Genomic DNA, 16,353 nt, shown 5'->3' with positions numbered 1-16,353 from the left:
GCCGCCATGCCCCCGATCATTTGCATTGAAGTCGCCCGGCGCGGCGAGCCTGTCGGCCAGGGCAGCAGTCCCGGTCCGCACTGCTTTGTCGGCAAGGACGAGGGTAGCGTGGTGCCGCTCACCGGCTGGCGCATCGGCCGCCGTCAACTGGCATTTACGCTCCGCGACGATGGCCTGCACCTGGCGGATGCCGGTGGCATGGCGCCGGTGCGCGTCAATGGCAATGACGTGCGCCAGTACGGCCCGCTCGCGGCCAACGACGAGATCGCACTGGGCGACTACACGGTGCGGGCGCGGCTGCGCTCCACGCCGGATCCGGTCACCGTCATCGACGGCGTGCCAGCGCCAGCAAGCGATCCGGCGCCGATACTGGGCGCGCTGGAAAATCCCGACGGCATGCTGCTGCGCGCCGCCCTGCACCGCAAGCTGATTGCCGCCATGGACCTGCGCCGCGTCAACGTGGCGCGCATGGCCGATGCCGAATTGCGGGCGGCCGTGCAAAAACTGATCGAGGAACTGATCGACACCGACGACACCTTCAGCCCGCTGCGCGCGCTGCGCGACGAATTGCGCGACGTGGTGCTCAACGAGATCGTCGGCCTGGGTCCGCTGGAGGCGCTGCTGGCCGACGAGCAGGTCAGCGAAATCATGGTCAACCGCCACAACGATATTTTTATCGAACGCGACGGTGTGCTGACCCGCTCGCATATTTCGTTTTCCAACGACGCGGCGGTGCTGGCCGCCATCGAGCGCATCGTCTCGCCGCTTGGCCGGCGCATCGACGAAAGCTCGCCGATGGTCGATGCGCGCCTGAAAGACGGCTCGCGCGTCAACGCGGTGATTGCGCCGCTGGCCATCAAGGGGCCGAGCCTGACGATCCGCAAATTTTCGCGCCGCAAGCTCGGAACCGACGACCTGCTGCGCTTTGGCGCCCTCAACGAAACGATGGTCGGCTTTTTGCGGGTGGCGGTGCGGCTGCGCGCCAATATCGTGGTGTCGGGCGGCACCGGGTCCGGCAAGACCACGCTGCTCAACGTGCTGTCCAATTTCATTCCCGACAACGAGCGCATCGTCACCGTCGAGGATGCGGCCGAATTGCAGCTGAGCCAGCCCAACCTGGTGTCGCTCGAAGCACGGCCACCGAATATCGAGGGACGCGGCGCCGTCACCATCCGCGACCTGGTGCGCAACTGCCTGCGCATGCGGCCCGACCGCATTATCGTCGGCGAGTGCCGCGGTGGCGAAGCGCTCGACATGCTGCAGGCGATGAACACGGGCCACGATGGCTCGCTGACTACCGCCCACGCCAACAGCCCGCGCGACTGCCTGTCGCGGCTGGAAGTGATGACCCTGATGAGCGGACTGGACATTCCGATGCAGGCGATCCGCGAGCAGATCGCCTCGGCCGTCAACCTGATCGTGCAACAGACGCGGTTTTCCTGCGGCACGCGCAAGGTCACCCACATCAGCGAAATCAGCGGCATGGAAGGCAGCCTGATCCAGCTGCAAGACATCTTCCGCTTCGAGCAGGACGGCTTTGGCGCCGACGGCAAGGTGCGCGGCGGCTTCGCGCCCACCGGCCACATTCCCGACTTTTACCAGGACCTGGTCAAGCGCGGCCTGCCGGTCGATACCACGATCTTCAGCGCGGGGAGCTTGCCATGAGCCATGCGATTTCCCCCCTGCTGCTGGTCGGCGCGATTTTTATCGTCGTGCTCTTGCTGCTGTGGCTGTTCCTGTACTTCGGCAGCCGCTGGCTGTCGCGCCGCCAGCAACGGCTGGCCAGCGCCGCCCAGAGCGACCTGGCCGGCATGTTCATCTTCACCGACGCCGAGCGCATTTTCGTGCTCAACCTGGTGATCGCGGCGGTGGCGCCGATCGTGGTGTGGCTGCTCACTGGCAACCTGCTGCTGGCCGGCCTGGCCGCCGCGCTGGCGCTGGCCGCACCGCAACTGCTGCTGCGCATTATCGGCCGGCGCCGCCTGCGCCGCTTCGAGCAGCAATTGCCGGACGCGCTCCTGATGATGGCCGGCTCGCTGCGCGCCGGCGCCAGTCTGGGCATGGCGCTCGACGCGGTGGCCGCCGAAGCGCCGCCACCCGTATCGCAGGAATTCGAACTGCTGCAGCGCGAACTGCGCCTGGGCGCCGATTTCGCCGTGGCCCTGGGCGCGCTCGAGCGCCGCGTGCCGCTGCCCGACCTGACGCTGGTCACTGCCGCCATGGCGCTGTCGCGCGAAGTGGGCGCCAACCTGGCAGAGACGCTGGAGTCGCTGGCCAAAACCCTGCGCGCGCGGCTGCAAATGGAAGGCAAGATCCGCAGCCTGACGGCGCAGGGCAAGATGCAGGGCCTGGTCATGAGCGCATTGCCGCTGCTGCTGATCGCGGTCCTAAACGTGATGGAACCGGAGGCGATGGCGCCGCTGTTCCACGCGTGGTACGGCTGGGTCACCATGGCCGTGATCGTCTGCACGGTGGGCGTGGGCTACCACTTCATCCGCAAAATCACCGCGATCGATGTGTGATCATGGCCCTCATCCTTCTTTCAATGCTGATCGGCCTGGCCTGCGCCCTGTGCGTGGCGGCGCTGGCTCATGGCGCCGTGCGCCTCAAGCGCCAGGTGCCCGCTGAGGACCGCGCCTGGCTCGATCCGCTGCCACACCCGCTACGCCTGCTGTGGCCGCTCATCCGCCTGCTCGACTACCACCTGGGCCACTGCTTCCCGCGCGCGCTGCTGGCCGGCCCCGGCGAGCAGTTGCGCCTGTCCGGCCTGCTGTACCTGATGAGCGCAGCGCAGTTCATCGCGCTGTGCCTGGTCAGCCTGCTGGGCTTTGGCGTGCTGGCAGCCAGCGTGCTCGCTGCCGCCGGCCTGTTCAACTGGACCACCGTGCTGCTGGTGGCCATGGTGGGCTTCGTGTATCCGCGCATGTGGCTCAAGGACGCACTCAAGACCCGCCGCAAACTGATCATCAAGGCGCTGCCGACCTACCTCGATTTCCTGGTGATGTCGGTGGAGGCGGGCCTGAACATGGCCGGGGCGATTACCCAGGCGGTGGCCAAGGGGCCGGCTGGTCCGCTCAAGAGCGAGTTTGCCTTTGTGCTGCGCGACCTGCGCGCCGGCCTTACGCGCGCCGAAGCGCTGCGGCGCATGGAAGAGCGGCTGCGGCTGCCGCAAATCTCGAGCTTTGTCAGCGCCGTGATCCAGGCCGAACGCATGGGTGCGAGCCTGGGCGCCACCTTCCGCGCGCAGGCCGAGCAGCGCCGCGCCGAACGCTTCCAGCGCGCCGAGCAACTGGCGATGGAAGCGCCGGTCAAGCTGATCTTTCCGCTGGTGGCCTTTATTTTTCCGGTCACCTTCCTGGTGCTGATTTTCCCGATTGCGATGAAGTTCCTGCAATCGGGCGTGGATTTCTAGGTGCGGCAATGGCTACCCTGCGCTTTCACTCCGCTACCGGCGAACAGCTGCTTGACGTCGAAGTGGCCGCCAGCATGGCCACGCGGCTGCGCGGGATGCTGGGACGTGCGCCGCTCGGTTCGCATCAGGGGCTGCTGCTGTCTCCATGCAATATGGTGCACACGGCAGGCATGCGCTATCCGCTCGACCTGGTATTCCTGCGCCACGACGGCCGCGTACTGCGGGTGGTGTCCGGCGTACGGCCCAACCGCCTGCGGCTGTGCTGGCGCGCGTGGTACACGCTCGAACTGGCAAGCGGCACGGCCGCGCGTTGCGGCATCGCGGCGGGCATGGACATGCCGGTAGGGAGGCGGCGATGAGCATCGTTCACCAGTCCGCACCTGGTCATGTCGCCCGGGCCTGCCGGCGCCATCGGTACCACCAGCGCGGCCAGTCCGCCACCGAGTTCATCGTCATTTTCCCGGCGCTGGTGATGCTGGTGTTCGGCATCCTGCAAACGGCGCTGCTGTACCAGGGCCGCGCCACGCTCAACTACGCCACCATGCTGGCTGCCCGTGCCGGCGCCATGCACAACGGCGACGTGGGCGCCATGCGCAACGCGCTCGCGCGGGGCCTGGCGCCACTGTTCGCCAGCCGGCCGGGCGCCACCGGCTACGCCAGGGCGCTGGAAAAAGCGGCGGCCGAAACCGCCGGCCCGGCCGCCCTGGCCAGCATCGAGATCCTCAACCCGAGCAGCGCGGCATTTGCCGACTTCGGCCGCGCGCGCCTGGACGGCGGCAGCGGCAAGGAACTGCCCAACGACACCCTGGCCTACCGCAGCAGCACCCCCGGCGCCAACGCAAAAATATCGGTCCAAGACGCCAACCTGCTGCACGTGCGCGTGACCTACTGCTTCCGCCTGCTCGTGCCGGTGATCGACCGCATCCTGCACGTCGCCTTCAACGCCAACGATCCCACAACCGAGGGCGCCGGCCTGCGCAACCCCTTCGGCATCGGCGCCGAGCCCACCGCGCCTCACTGCAACAACGCCGCGTTCCCGGGCCGGCGCATCCACATCCAGAGCGAAGCGCTGCTGCGCATGCAGTCGCCATTTTTCGAAACCAACCTGGCCGGCTCGACCAAACCCGGCCAACCGGGACCGGCCACACCGAACGACCCGGCCACGCCCCACGACCCCGACGATCCGGAAGCGCCGGTCGATCCGGGTGGGCCGATCGACCCGTCACCAGGGGAGCCGCCGCCATGTTTCTGACCCAACCACTGCGTCATGTACTGGCGCGCCTGCTGATCGTCTGGCTGATGTTGTGCGTACTGGCCGGCGCCACGCTGTCGGCGTGGGCGCAATCGTCGGGCGGTGGCGTGGTGTGGAAAATCTGCGACCCGCCACCGATCTGCTTCGAGAGCAAGCAGGCCAAGGAAGCCTGGGCCAAGGAAGAGAAATGCCGCTTTATCGAGGAGGTCTGCGAGAAGACCACGCCGGAGCAGGACAAGAAAGGCGCCAGCGAAGCGGACAAGAGTCTCTGGGGACAATTGTGGGACAGCGTCAAGGGCGCCCTCACCTACGGCTATGAATTCGTCAAGGGCCTGTACGCCGGCCTGAAGGACCAGATTGCCGACCTGACATACCTGTTCACCAACACGGGCGATGTCATCCAGGGCCTGATCCAACTGGGCAAGGCATTTTTTGAAGACCCGAAAGGAACGCTGCTCTCGCTGGGCGAACTGCTCGGCCAGGAAGCCGTCGACGCCATCACCAAGGCCACCCAGTGCGGCGCCTACGATCTTGGCAAGGTCGTCGCAACCTATGTGAACCCGTACTTCGCGGTCAAGCTGGCGCAGCGCCTGACCAAGTATGGCGGCAAGCTGGCTGACGCCAGCAAGGCCGTCAAACGCGATTATGGCTGCGTCAGTTTTGCGGCCGGCACGCTGGTCTTCACTGCCAACGGACTGATACCTATCGAACAGGTCACCGTAGGCCAGCAGGTCCTGTCGCGCAACGAGCGCAACTACGCCGACAGGTCGCAGGCAGTTACCCACACCATGAACCGCCAGGCCAGCGCTTACCAGCTGCTGACCACCGAAGGCGGCAGCTACCGCGTAACGCCTGAGCATCCGATGTGGTTGCAGGGCAAGGGATGGACGCCAGCCGAGCAGATACAGCCCGGCGACGTGCTGGCCGGCGAACGACTGGACAGCATGGTCATCACCAACCAGGCCGTGGCGCAGCCATTACGCGTCTACAACCTCAGCGTGGGCCGGACGCCCAGCTACTTTGTGGGGACGGTGGGGATTTGGGTTCACAACATCCATTGCGATACCAAAGTTTTCAGCAAACCGTATAAGGATCTGGAACCACACGAAAGAGGCTTCCGCGGCGAGTACGACGTCTTCAAGCAGTTGTTGGATAAGGGTATGCAGCCGGTTGGCAAATCGTTTGACCCCAGGGGCAAAGATCCACAAGAGCTATTTGCTAAATGGTATGGCAGCCGGGGAATAGACGGCATCTACAAGGATGCGGATGGCAACTACATCATCATTGAATCGAAGGCGATGGACGGAGAGAAGCCAGGGGATCCAGAGGGCTGCAAAGCCAAGCTTTGCATGACCAAAAATAGCGGCCGCCAACTAAGCAAGAATTGGGTCAACGAACGGCTGAAAGATCTTGTAGACGATCCAGATGAGCTCGCAAAAATCAAGGCGGCGATGAAAGACGGCAAGGTCCAAAGGATTTATGCCCAGACCGACCACAAGGGCACGACCTATCACCACGTGGTTGATTTATCCAATAACGATGTTGAACTTGGAAAGGAGTGGAAGCCATGAATGACAACGCACCGATGAGGAATCCGATCGGACACAGGGGAAGCTATCAGGACTATTTTTCAAGAATGGAAAAGTGTGAAAAGGAGTGGGAGGCCCATTTTGCCGACCTACCGCCTCCCAACAAAACATGTTTCATGTATTCAACTATTGACGAAGAAAAAAAATTCCTGTTACACCAATACGGGGCCGGGTTCGAGTTGGAAGCCATCATTTCAACCTTAAAAATAAAAGTGCCTCGCATACTGAACGCTAGCGACTACGTCCGTATTCACCGCGTACCACCTCAATTTCAAGATTACCTTCTCAGTGGCAACAGTCGTCTCAATTTCGGTTATATCACTCTCGCATTACTGCTGTTGAACGACGCTGAAGTACTTCGACAAATACTGCTGGGCGTGTCTCCGCAGAAAGAACTAAAAGGCTACCTGTTTGATTTGATGTTGCACGCATACGATCCGTTGCACCAAGTCGCAACCACGTACAAGAAAGATAAATACCTGGCGTGCTGGGCCGATCCCGTGTTGCGCGTACTGGCGCTCCCTGCGGAGGAACGCAGTGCAGCCATGGAAAAGCACATGCAAAGCTGGCCGCGCATCGTCAGTCCCTACGGTTACAAAGAGAAACTCGATAGTCCCCCCTGGTTTGATGGCCACTCATGCGACCTGGCCTACGAAATAGCATTAGCCGCCAGTCTCTACGACATCGACGACACCGCCTTCCGCGACCACCCCTACTACCCGCGCGACCTGGCCGACTACTACCGCCAGCACATCCGCCATAGCCGCGATCAGTGGCGGCCGCTGTACGTGGGTGCCGACTTGCCGATCACCTTGCCGCCACCGCCCATAAAAGCCGACCTCGCCAAAAGCAAACGCAAGGGCATCGCCCGCTGGGTGGAGCTGGTGGCCGACGGCGATATCGACGCCACGGAAGCCGTGCTCGACGCCACCGGCAAGCCACGCAAGATCCACGACCTGCAAACGCTGCTGCACAACCTGGCCGAAAGCGACCTCGCCATCTACGCCGACCTGAAAGATGACGAGACGCTCGAACAGCAGGCCAGCGACCTCAGCGAAAAACGTGGCCTGGGGCCGTTCGAAGGGTCGCCCGGTCCACCATACGGCCCGGCTCGTTGCGAGGCCACCTTGGCGGCCTGGAGCGCGTGGCTGGGCGAGCGCGGCTACCTGCTGATCGACATCGACGACAAGGACAGCGACTGGCACGCCATCGTCGTCAACACCGTGTTCCACCCCGAGCTGCAACAACTAAGCGAACAGCTCGGCATCCCCGTGCGCCTGCATGGCGCTGATCTCAACCCTAACCAGGAGTAAGACATGTTTGGATTTCTGAAAAAAGCCAGGTCCTTTCCCACGCCGCCTGCACTGCCGCCGCTCACCGCTGCCCAGCTGCGCCCGCGCATCAAGCATGTCGACTACATCAGGACGTTGCGCGAGGCGGGCGTGCCGCCGGACCAGATTCCCGACCATGTGCCGCTGTGCGGCGACTTGCTCGTCACCTACGCGTTCGACCTGCCCGACACGTTCATCATGGCCACGTCGAAGCTGCTGCACAGCGCCGGCATTGCCCGCGAAGACGCGCCACGCCTGGCGCGCGAAAACCTGGGCAGCACTCTGCCAACGGTCTCGTTCCAGACCCATGACGGTTGCGGGATGGCCATGACCGGCGGTGAGCTGGAAGCATCGCTGCTGGTGCTCAATGGACTGTGGAAAGTGGTGCAGCAAGACATCAGCGGCGAGTTGCTGGTCACGGCGCCGCGCCGCAACCGCCTGCTGATGTGCGACAGCGCCCACGGCCACGCAGTCGATGCGCTGCGCGCGCAGACCCTGAAATTTTCGCGCGAATTCCAGGACCAGCATTGCCTCTCCAACCAGATCATGGTGCGGCGTGACGATGCGTGGTCGCTATTCGCGCCCCACTAGGAGGCCGCCATGTCACTCAGCTTCGTATTGGGAAATCTGTTTGGTCGCGCACTGCTCAGCTTTGCGCTGGTGTGGGTGGCCTGCTGGCTGGCGAGCCGGCTGGACTGGCGCACGGCATTGGCGCGCAGCCGCCGCTGGTACGGCCTGCTGTCGGTAGCGGTGCTGACCTTGCTGGGCATGGGCTCGGCGATCGTGAGCGCCGGAGGTGTGCGATGAACCGCCGTCATCACCTGGCCGCCTTGGGCGCATTGGCTTTGTGCGCGCGCGGTGTTCTGGCCGAACCGAAGCGCGCGCTGCGCCAGATGCAAATCCACAAGGTCAGGGAACTGGGCCTGGAAATCTGGGTGGAGAACCAGCCACCGTGGGACACCACGCTGTCCACGCAAACCGGGCGACCCACCTTCGTCGCGCAAAGCCCGGACGCCTACCATCCGCCTACCGTCATGACGTATATGTCCTGGCCCGGTGCCAATAGTCCGGACAGCACGCTGTCCACCATGGCCACCACGGCGATCCGTGGCGCCAGCCAGAACTTCGGGCTGACGCTGGGCCAGGCCCGGGCCTTGCAGCCGGTGCGGGCCGAGTATGGCGTGCTGCGCGGTTTTGAAGCGGCATTCGACGGCACCGGCCAGGGCCAGGCGCTGGACGTGATGATGTTCGTGGGCCAGGCGCCGGGCAGGTTTCCTGTCGTGCTCAACATCTACACCATGCGCGGCAAGATGGGCAGCCTGACCGAGCACCGGCGCCGCGCCTGGACCAAGATCAGCTACCTGTGAGCAAGCACCATGCGCCCGCGCCGACGATCACACGCCGCCTGTCCGCCGGGGCTGGCTTCATGGGCTTCATTGGCATGCCTGACATTGCTGGCGACGGGCGCGCATGGCGGCGAGGCGGTGCGCTACCGCGATGGACAAGGTATCGAAATGATTGGTGGCCGTACCACGGCTATACCCGACGCTGTATCGGTGCCGCCTGCCTTGGCTGCGAGGCAAGCTGCACCGTTGCGCCTGCAGATCACGGCGCACGAACAGCAGGCGCGCGACCGCGATCGGCTGGCCATCCTGCGCCAGGAGCTCGATGCGGAACTGGCCGCCGTGCAGGAAAACATTGCCCACAGTCGCAGCCTCGCGCACGAACCGCTGCAGCGCTCGCGCGAACAATTACGCCGGCACCAGCAGAACATCCGCGACCTCCATGCCGAGATTTCACGCACGTCAAAAGCTGCCAAATGATCTATCGAAATTTTCGACAATAGGACGCAAATTTTTCCGCTTTTGATTTGAGCCTGATTCGAACATACTTCGTTTCAGCAGCGCAGAACACCGCGTAGTAAAGCAAACCAAACTATCGAATTTATTGAAAATCTTAGGAGAATATATTATGCCAACCGCCATCGCCCAACCAGGTCAAACTCTGCTGAACCCAAGCAACCACGCGCTGATCATGATCGATCACCAATCGCAAATGGCGTTTGCCACCAAGTCGATCGACATGGTGCAACTGCGTAACAACGTGGCGCTGGTGGCCAAGGCCGCCAAGGAATTCAAGGTACCGACGATTTTGACCACGGTGGCGGAAAAATCGTTCTCCGGTCCGATCTTCAACGAGATCAAGGAAGTGTTCCCGGATGAAGTGGCAATCGACCGCACCAGCATGAATACCTGGGAAGACCCGCGCATCGCCGACCGCGTCAACGCCATCGGCAAATCGAAAATCGTGCTGGCCGGTCTGTGGACCTCGGTGTGCATCGTCGGCCCCGCACTGTCGGCGCTGGACCAGGGATTCGAAGTGTATGTGATCACCGATGCATCGGGCGACGTGTCCGACGAAGCGCATGAGCGCGCCGTCGAGCGCATGGTGCAACTGGGTGCGCGTCCGATGACGTCGCTCCAGTACCTGCTGGAACTGCAACGCGACTGGGCGCGTGGCGAAACCTACGACGAAACCGTCAAAACCTCGATTGCCAACGGCGGTGCCTACGGCCTGGGCCTGATCTACGCCAAGACCATGTTCAACGCCTCCGAAGGCCACTGATCGGGCTGGCGCCGGACCACTGCATCACGAGCGCATCTGCGCCTCGATGCGGCGGTCCGGCAGGAACCAGACCATGGCGCAGAGGATGTACAACGCATACGCTGCGCACACATGCAGGTAGGCCAGCGGAATGGCCAGCAAGTACAGCACCACCGATACTGCGCCCTTGTATTCCTTGCCAACCGCGTTGGCAAGGATATGGTCGTTGGGATTGCAGGAAATCAGGCATTTTTCCAGCACATAGTAGGCGACCGCTGCAAAAAACAGCACCACGCCATATAGCGCGACCGGCAACGGCGCCATCACGTTCTCGCCCACCCAGGTGGTGGTAAACGGAATCAGCGACAGCCAGAACAGCAAATGCAGATTGGCCCACAACACCTTGCCGTTGACACGTGCCGAGGCGTTGAGCATATGGTGATGGTTGTTCCAGTAAATGCCCACGTACACAAAACTGAGCACATAGCCAAGCAACACCGGCGTCAACGCCTCCAGCGCCGCCAGCGTGGCCCCGTGCGGCACCTTCAGCTCGAGCACCATGATGGTGATGATGATGGCAATCACGCCATCGCTGAACGCTTCCAGTCGATTCTTGCCCATCTGTTTACCCTTACCACCGAAGTGCGACACGATGCGGCATTTTAGCGCCGAAAGTGACGGGAACTCCTCTGTGTAAAGGGAGAGACCTTACGGCTGATCGAGCGTCACCCCCATCACCCCCAGCACCACGTCATTGGCCAGCGCCCGCACGGTGATCGATTGCAGCTGGCGCGCGGGGTCGAGCGGCACTGCGATCACGGTGGCGGCGCCGCCGGCGATGCGGCGGCCGTTGGCCGGGTGTTTTCCCGTGGCGGGCACCTGGGCGCGCGCGGTCTTCAGATCGACGCGCAGCGGCAGCTGGCCGCAGAACGGGAACTGGTAGTCGTCGATCAGATAATCCTGCTCGATCGGCCACCAGTTGTCCGGATTGCGCAATGCCAGGCGGGTGCTAATGCCATCGCGGTAAGTAACCTCGATCACACCGTTGTCGATGCGGCTTTGCATGTGGTTGGTGGAGCCGGCCATGAGCAAAAAGGCGCGGCGCGCCTGGCCTTGCAACGGCACGATAACCTGGCGCGGATAGTTATCCCACTGCGACGTGAACATGATGTTGGCGCCCGCCGGCGGCGTGGCGAAATGCAGGCCGTTCGGCAGCGTCAGCGTGCCGCCCAAAGCGCGCAAGCCGGCGTCGTCGATCTCGGGCAGTTCCTGCACGTGGCCGGCCCACGCGCCCGCACCCTGCGCTGGCAGCGCCAGCGTGGCGTACGGCGATCGCGGCGTCACGTACTTGCCCGGTTTGAACAGCTGCGTTACCTCGTCGTTGAACCAGGGCGACAGGTCGACAGTGCGCGCCTGCACCGGTACGCCGTTCATCCACTGCGGGCCGCTGGCCACGCACTGCGCAGCAGGCACCGTGGCCGATGACGCTACCGTCTGCGCCGGTGCAGACGCTGTGGACTCTACGGCAGCAGGTACTTGCTGCCACCAGGCGAATACGCCCTGGCGGTAGCGCGTGAAACCCTCCTGCGCACCAGCGCCAGCATCGAGCCTGGCGACCCGCGCATCGATGGTGGCGCCGCCCCACACGATCTCGATAGCGGCGCTGGCGCCGAGCGGCGTGTCGATCCGCAGGCGCGGCGCGCCTACCGCGTCATCGACGTTGCGCCAACGCGCCGGCTTGCCGTTCACGCGTACCACCACCACGTTCGCAGCACGGGCCGGCAACTCAAACGCCAATTGCGGGAAGCGCTGGCCGGCCTGGCCGATGGTCCAGCGTTCGCGCTGGCCGAGGCGGCGGTAAGCGACATTGACGTCCGGGTGCGCCAGGCTGGCGTGGTCCCACGCGTGCGGCAGGCCGGGACGCACGGTGAGCACCCCTGACAGCGCATCGGGCTGCACGCCGAACAGGCCTTCGACCAGCGTGCGCGCCATCACGCCGGCGCCGTCGGCAAAGTCGCGCTGCGCCTCGCGCCGGTAGACGTCGAGATAATTCATGGTGCCGATGTTGCCGGGGCTGATGCCCATGTACAGGCTGGCCAGCAGCGCGCCCTTGGTGATCTCGAACGCGGTGTCGCTGCGGCCCGCCTGCCAGTAGGCCAGCGCCGTGTGCAGGTTCTCGCCCATCACCACGTTGTTGATCGACCATGAATAAGGCATCCAGTCGGTGGTGGGCAGTACGCGGTACGGACGGTCGCTTGGTACGCCGGGTCCGCGCACGGGAATGGGCCGGCGGTCGCGGTCCAGTGCCGCCGCCATGCGCGCCGCCTCGAACGGCGTCGGCACCTGGGCGTCGATGGTGTGATAAAAACTCCACAGCGCGTAGTGCGGGTGCAGCAGCTGGCCGCCCAGCGCATCGCGGTATTCGGCAAACGCGCCCTGCTGCGGCATCCATAAATGCGTGCGCATGGCCTGCCGGATGGCTGCCGCTTCGGTGTTGTATGCGGTGGCATCCTTGCCCAGCCACGTGGCGATGCGTGCGGCCATGGCGTTGTGCCAGGCGTTGTAGGCCGAGGTATGAGTGGCGCCGCCGCCGTTGTAATACAGGTCGTCGCTGGCCCAGATGGCGGCGTAGGCGTCGTACAGCGGCAGTTGGTCGGCGCCGAACGGCCGTCTGAACAAGCGCCGTTCCCAGGCAAGGTGCCGCTCCAGTACCGGCCATACCGCTTGTGCGAGCGCTTTGTCGCCGGTCCACAGCAGGTGGCGCAGCAGGGCATCGATGAACACCAGGTTCATGTCGTAGTGCGAGGTACTGAGGTCGCCGTTCGAATGCAGCGCGGTCTCGTTGCGCGCCAGGTTGGTCGCTGCCTCCGGCGCCGGTATCTGCGCCGGAACGGGCGACGTATTCTGGCGCCCGGTCCAGGCGTCGATATTGGCGCGGGCGCGGTCGTGCCAGCCCAATGCACCAAGCGCGTACGGCCCGCGCCAGCCCAGCAGCTTGGTGCGCCACGCTACCGCGCCGTGCATGATGGCGCCCTGGCTGTCGTCCCACACGGCATCGGCAGCGACGTTGAGCGCGCCCATGGCAGCGTTCAGGTAGGGATCGGGCGTGTCGATGCGCACGCGGTGGCGCAGGCGGTCGAAATGCTGGCGGGCCTGGTCGAAGCGCTCGGCCAGTTCGGCGGTCTGGAAGGCCGGCAGCAGGCGGGCGGCGGCGCGGTCGGCGCCGAGTGTGGCGGCGCCGACCGCGCGGTACACATCCTGCTCTTGCGCCCCGGCGCGCGCGGTGACCTGCACGGCGAGATGCACGGGTGCTGCCGCCAGGGCGATGCGGGCGACGGCCACGCCGGTTCCGGTTCCGATTCCGGCGTCGGCATTCACATCGACGTCGGCATTGCTGGGCGGCGCGGAGCCAAGCAGCGCGTCGAGGTGCTGCCACTGCGCCGCATCATGGCGCGTGACCAGTGGCGCCGCATTGACGGCGGCAGCGCCGACAGCGCCAGTGGTGGCAGCGGTGGCAGCGGTGGCATTAGCAGCAGTGGCGGCAGCGCCAGTGGCATTGGCAGTCGTGGCGTTACCGCTACCTGCGCGAGACGCGGCAGTGATGCTGATAGTCGCATGCGGCGCCACCACCCGGAAGCCGTTGGCGCCGGGTTCGATACGCGCGCCGCGTGCTGGATCGGGGGAAAACTGGAAGTATTCGCCGATCGGCACGGCCTCGGTGCCGATATCGCCGTCGCGTCGTCCGCGCTTGCCGTCGCCGGCGCCGAAGGCGACCACCAGTTGCGTAGCAGCCGGCAAGCCGGCGCCCTGCACTTTTACGCCCAGCCCTTCGGTGGCGGCGTAGGCCAGCGCGACGACCGAGATGCGCCCGCCGGCACCGAGCCGCGCATCGCGGATCTCGTAGTGCAGCTCGCCCGGTCGGTAGCGGGTGGTGATGCGGGCGGCGTCGTGCAGCCACAGGCAGCGGGGGCCAGTGCCGGCGGCCGTGCACACGCCCAGGCGCAGGTTGCCGCCACGGCCGGGCAGGTACAGCGAAAACTCGGGCCTGTCGCCGCCATCGACACGAAATGCACTGTTGCCGCCATAAAGCGGCCGGTTGAAGAATTCGGCGCCATTGTCGATGACGAAATCGTCGCCGTCGGGGCGGTAGCGCAGAGGGCGGTCGGTGTCGCCCAGCAGGTTGGGAAAGCGCGACTGGGCTTCCAGCCTGGGCGGCTCGGCTGCGCGCGCGGACGCGTACGGAAATGCGCCGTGCATCGCGCACGCGGCCACCGCCATCGTCAACTGCATCGCATATCGTGTGATCATGGATCGCACGTTACCGTAAATGGCACCGCGTGCGCCGACCGCCGGTTCAAACAATCAGCCGGATGAGCGGCGGCCTTACTGGTTAATATCTGGCTCCACCAGCTGCGCCAGTTGCACCAGCGATTCCTGCCAGCCCAGGTAGCAGCCCTCGAGCGGAATCACGTCGGGTATGCCTTCCTGCACCACGGTCAGCTCCACGCCGCACGGCACCGCGCGCAGGGTGACGGTGGTTTGCATCTGGCCGGGCAGGTTGGCGTCGTCGAAGCGGGCGGTGTAGCGCAGGCGCTCGCAGGGTATGAGTTCGAGGAATTCGCCGCCGAATGCGTGGCTGGCGCCGGTGCCGAAATTGGTGAACGACATGCGGTAGGTACCACCCACCTGCGCGTCCATCTGCTGCACGGCGGCGACAAAGCCGAACGGCGGCAGCCATTTGGCCCATGCATCGGCATCGGTAAAGGCGCGATAAAGTTTTTCGGGCGTGGTGCGCAGCACCCGGTGGAGTTGAACGGTGTTGGCAGTCATAGCGATTCCTCCATGCGTGGTTGAAGAATTACACCAGTTCGCAGACGTCGCCGGTCAGGGTAACGCCACGGCCCTGCTGCTTGGCGGTGTACATGGCGGCATCGGCGCGTTGCAGCATGGCTTCGATGGTGTCGTCATCGGACAGGCGCATGGCGATGCCGGCGCTGTACGATAACTCGAAACCGAGTTTCTTCGGCGCGTGCTGCCGCAGCCAGTCGCGCAGGCGCTGGTCGTAGGCTTGTACCGCAGCCGTATCGGCGCGGTTGAGCAGTACGCAGAATTCCTCGCCGCCATAGCGGCAACACTGATCGCCGGCGCGGCTGACGGCGCGCATGGCCTTGGCGAATTTTTGCAGCGCCAGGTCGCCCACGGCATGGCCCCGGGTATCGTTGATCTGCTTGAAGTGATCGAGGTCGAGCATCAGCACACCCATCGGCTGGCGATAGCGCACGCTCATGGCCAGGTCGCTGCCAGCCTGCGCCAGCCAGGCGCGGCGATTGAGGGCGCCGGTCAGGCCATCGACGGTGGCCAGGCGTTCGAGCTCGCGGGCGGCCTCGTCGCGGTGGGCCAGCAGCAATGCCGCCAGCGACAGCATCACGGTGATGTTCGATACCAGCGAAAACACCATGTTGACCATGTGCGGTGCAAAAAAATTGGGGAACTGCTCGGTGTAGAACGCGCCCAGCACGCCGCGCCAGCCGGTCACGACCATTTGCGCCAGCAGCGAAATTACCAGCAGCCAGCGCCAGCGGCCCACGCGCACCTGCGGCCGGCGGCACAGCGACACCACCACCATGGCGATCTGCAGCGCCAGCAGGCCGTTGGCCCAGCCCACCCGGAACGGATAACTGTTATAGCCGATGCAATAACCAACCGTGAGCAGCACCGCCACGATCACCGAAGCACGTACCTTGACTGCGCGCCCGCACCACAGATCAAAAGCGGCAGCGTTGAACGCCATGCCGCCGGCAATGGCGGCCATCGACAGCGTGGACAGCGTGCGGTCGAGCAGGCTGAACGGCGTGACCACGCAAGCGATCAAGAGCAGGATCCAGCCCACCGTGTGCAAGCCCATCCCGGCCTGGGCATAGCGCGCGGCCCGGTTCACCTGCCCCATAAAATAGGGCAACGCGACCGCCATGATTGTCAAATTCAGTGTCATGGCGACGAGCAATGAAGAGATATCTATCTGCATCGAGTCGTGGGGAGAAAGGGGTAGGCTGCGCGGGGGATTCGGCCCGCAGTATAGCGCACAACAGGCGGCCTCAAGCATCGTCGCGTGGACATTTACAACGATAAACCCTATGCTTGAATATTCACAATTGTGACATGAGG

Annotated in this window: 16 protein-coding genes; 12 read left to right on the top strand and 4 right to left on the bottom strand. The window is 64.4% G+C overall.

Features of this window, described 5'->3' with window-relative positions:
* Positions 1 to 6 precede the first annotated feature (6 nt).
* The 12 genes from F8197_RS21415 (at position 7) to F8197_RS21360 (ending at position 10,209) form a co-directional block, all read left to right on the top strand.
* The gene (locus F8197_RS21415) at positions 7 to 1,665 is read left to right on the top strand and encodes an ATPase, T2SS/T4P/T4SS family (protein ID WP_152883500.1); all 1,659 of its coding nucleotides are present in this window, start codon (positions 7 to 9) and stop codon (positions 1,663 to 1,665) included.
* Positions 1,662 to 2,522: a type II secretion system F family protein gene (locus F8197_RS21410; protein ID WP_152883499.1), complete on the top strand. Its 861-nt coding sequence runs from the start codon at positions 1,662 to 1,664 to the stop codon at positions 2,520 to 2,522. Before F8197_RS21415 ends, F8197_RS21410 begins: the two co-directional genes overlap by 4 nt.
* A gap of 2 nt (positions 2,523 to 2,524) precedes the next feature.
* A complete protein-coding gene (locus F8197_RS21405; RefSeq protein ID WP_227012338.1) occupies positions 2,525 to 3,412 on the top strand; it encodes a type II secretion system F family protein in 888 nt (295 codons plus the stop codon).
* A gap of 8 nt (positions 3,413 to 3,420) precedes the next feature.
* Complete coding sequence (locus F8197_RS21400; protein WP_152883498.1) at positions 3,421 to 3,771, top strand: DUF192 domain-containing protein; 351 nt, start codon at positions 3,421 to 3,423, stop codon at positions 3,769 to 3,771.
* Positions 3,768 to 4,664: a TadE/TadG family type IV pilus assembly protein gene (locus F8197_RS21395; protein ID WP_152883497.1), complete on the top strand. Its 897-nt coding sequence runs from the start codon at positions 3,768 to 3,770 to the stop codon at positions 4,662 to 4,664. The genes F8197_RS21400 and F8197_RS21395 overlap by 4 nt, the downstream gene beginning before the upstream one ends.
* Positions 4,655 to 6,235, top strand: coding sequence for a polymorphic toxin-type HINT domain-containing protein (locus F8197_RS21390; protein WP_152883496.1), 1,581 nt, complete (start codon positions 4,655 to 4,657; stop codon positions 6,233 to 6,235). Before F8197_RS21395 ends, F8197_RS21390 begins: the two co-directional genes overlap by 10 nt.
* Complete coding sequence (locus tag F8197_RS21385) at positions 6,232 to 7,566, top strand: PoNe immunity protein domain-containing protein (protein WP_152883495.1); 1,335 nt, start codon at positions 6,232 to 6,234, stop codon at positions 7,564 to 7,566. Before F8197_RS21390 ends, F8197_RS21385 begins: the two co-directional genes overlap by 4 nt.
* Positions 7,567 to 7,569: 3 nt before the next feature.
* Positions 7,570 to 8,175 (top strand): DUF1444 domain-containing protein, encoded by a 606-nt coding sequence (locus tag F8197_RS21380; protein ID WP_152883494.1) that lies wholly within the window; start codon positions 7,570 to 7,572, stop codon positions 8,173 to 8,175.
* 9 nt (positions 8,176 to 8,184) lie between these two features.
* Positions 8,185 to 8,391: a hypothetical protein gene (locus F8197_RS21375; RefSeq protein WP_152883493.1), complete on the top strand. Its 207-nt coding sequence runs from the start codon at positions 8,185 to 8,187 to the stop codon at positions 8,389 to 8,391.
* Positions 8,388 to 8,951 carry a hypothetical protein gene (locus F8197_RS21370; RefSeq protein ID WP_152883492.1) on the top strand — a complete coding sequence of 188 codons (564 nt, stop codon included), beginning with the start codon at positions 8,388 to 8,390 and terminating at the stop codon, positions 8,949 to 8,951. Before F8197_RS21375 ends, F8197_RS21370 begins: the two co-directional genes overlap by 4 nt.
* Positions 8,952 to 9,020: 69 nt before the next feature.
* Positions 9,021 to 9,407: a hypothetical protein gene (locus F8197_RS21365; protein WP_152883491.1), complete on the top strand. Its 387-nt coding sequence runs from the start codon at positions 9,021 to 9,023 to the stop codon at positions 9,405 to 9,407.
* A gap of 148 nt (positions 9,408 to 9,555) precedes the next feature.
* Entirely contained in the window at positions 9,556 to 10,209 is a 654-nt protein-coding gene (locus tag F8197_RS21360; protein ID WP_152883490.1) for a hydrolase, read from the top strand.
* Positions 10,210 to 10,233: 24 nt separating this feature from the next.
* Here the strand turns inward: F8197_RS21360 and F8197_RS21355 are convergent, their stop codons facing one another.
* The 4 genes from F8197_RS21355 to F8197_RS21340 all read right to left on the bottom strand — a co-directional run bounded on the left by F8197_RS21355 (position 10,234) and on the right by F8197_RS21340 (position 16,159).
* Positions 10,234 to 10,809 carry a TMEM175 family protein gene (locus F8197_RS21355; protein WP_056143224.1) on the bottom strand — a complete coding sequence of 192 codons (576 nt, stop codon included), beginning with the start codon at positions 10,807 to 10,809 and terminating at the stop codon, positions 10,234 to 10,236.
* An 87-nt stretch (positions 10,810 to 10,896) separates the two neighbouring features.
* The gene (locus F8197_RS21350; protein WP_227012337.1) at positions 10,897 to 14,496 is read right to left on the bottom strand and encodes a DUF4450 domain-containing protein; all 3,600 of its coding nucleotides are present in this window, start codon (positions 14,494 to 14,496) and stop codon (positions 10,897 to 10,899) included.
* 75 nt (positions 14,497 to 14,571) lie between these two features.
* On the bottom strand, positions 14,572 to 15,018 hold the full coding sequence (locus F8197_RS21345; protein WP_152883489.1) for an SRPBCC family protein: 447 nt from the start codon (positions 15,016 to 15,018) through the stop codon (positions 14,572 to 14,574).
* A 28-nt stretch (positions 15,019 to 15,046) separates the two neighbouring features.
* A complete protein-coding gene (locus tag F8197_RS21340; protein WP_227012336.1) occupies positions 15,047 to 16,159 on the bottom strand; it encodes a GGDEF domain-containing protein in 1,113 nt (370 codons plus the stop codon).
* Between the last annotated feature and the right edge of the window lie 194 nt (positions 16,160 to 16,353).

The sequence above is a fragment of the Duganella sp. FT27W genome (genome assembly GCF_009295655.1).
GTDB classification, from domain to species: Bacteria; Pseudomonadota; Gammaproteobacteria; order Burkholderiales; family Burkholderiaceae_D; genus Rugamonas; species Rugamonas zoogloeoides.
The sequence above is the reverse complement of the archived record's forward strand: the minus strand, read 5'-3'. Positions and strand labels throughout refer to the sequence as shown.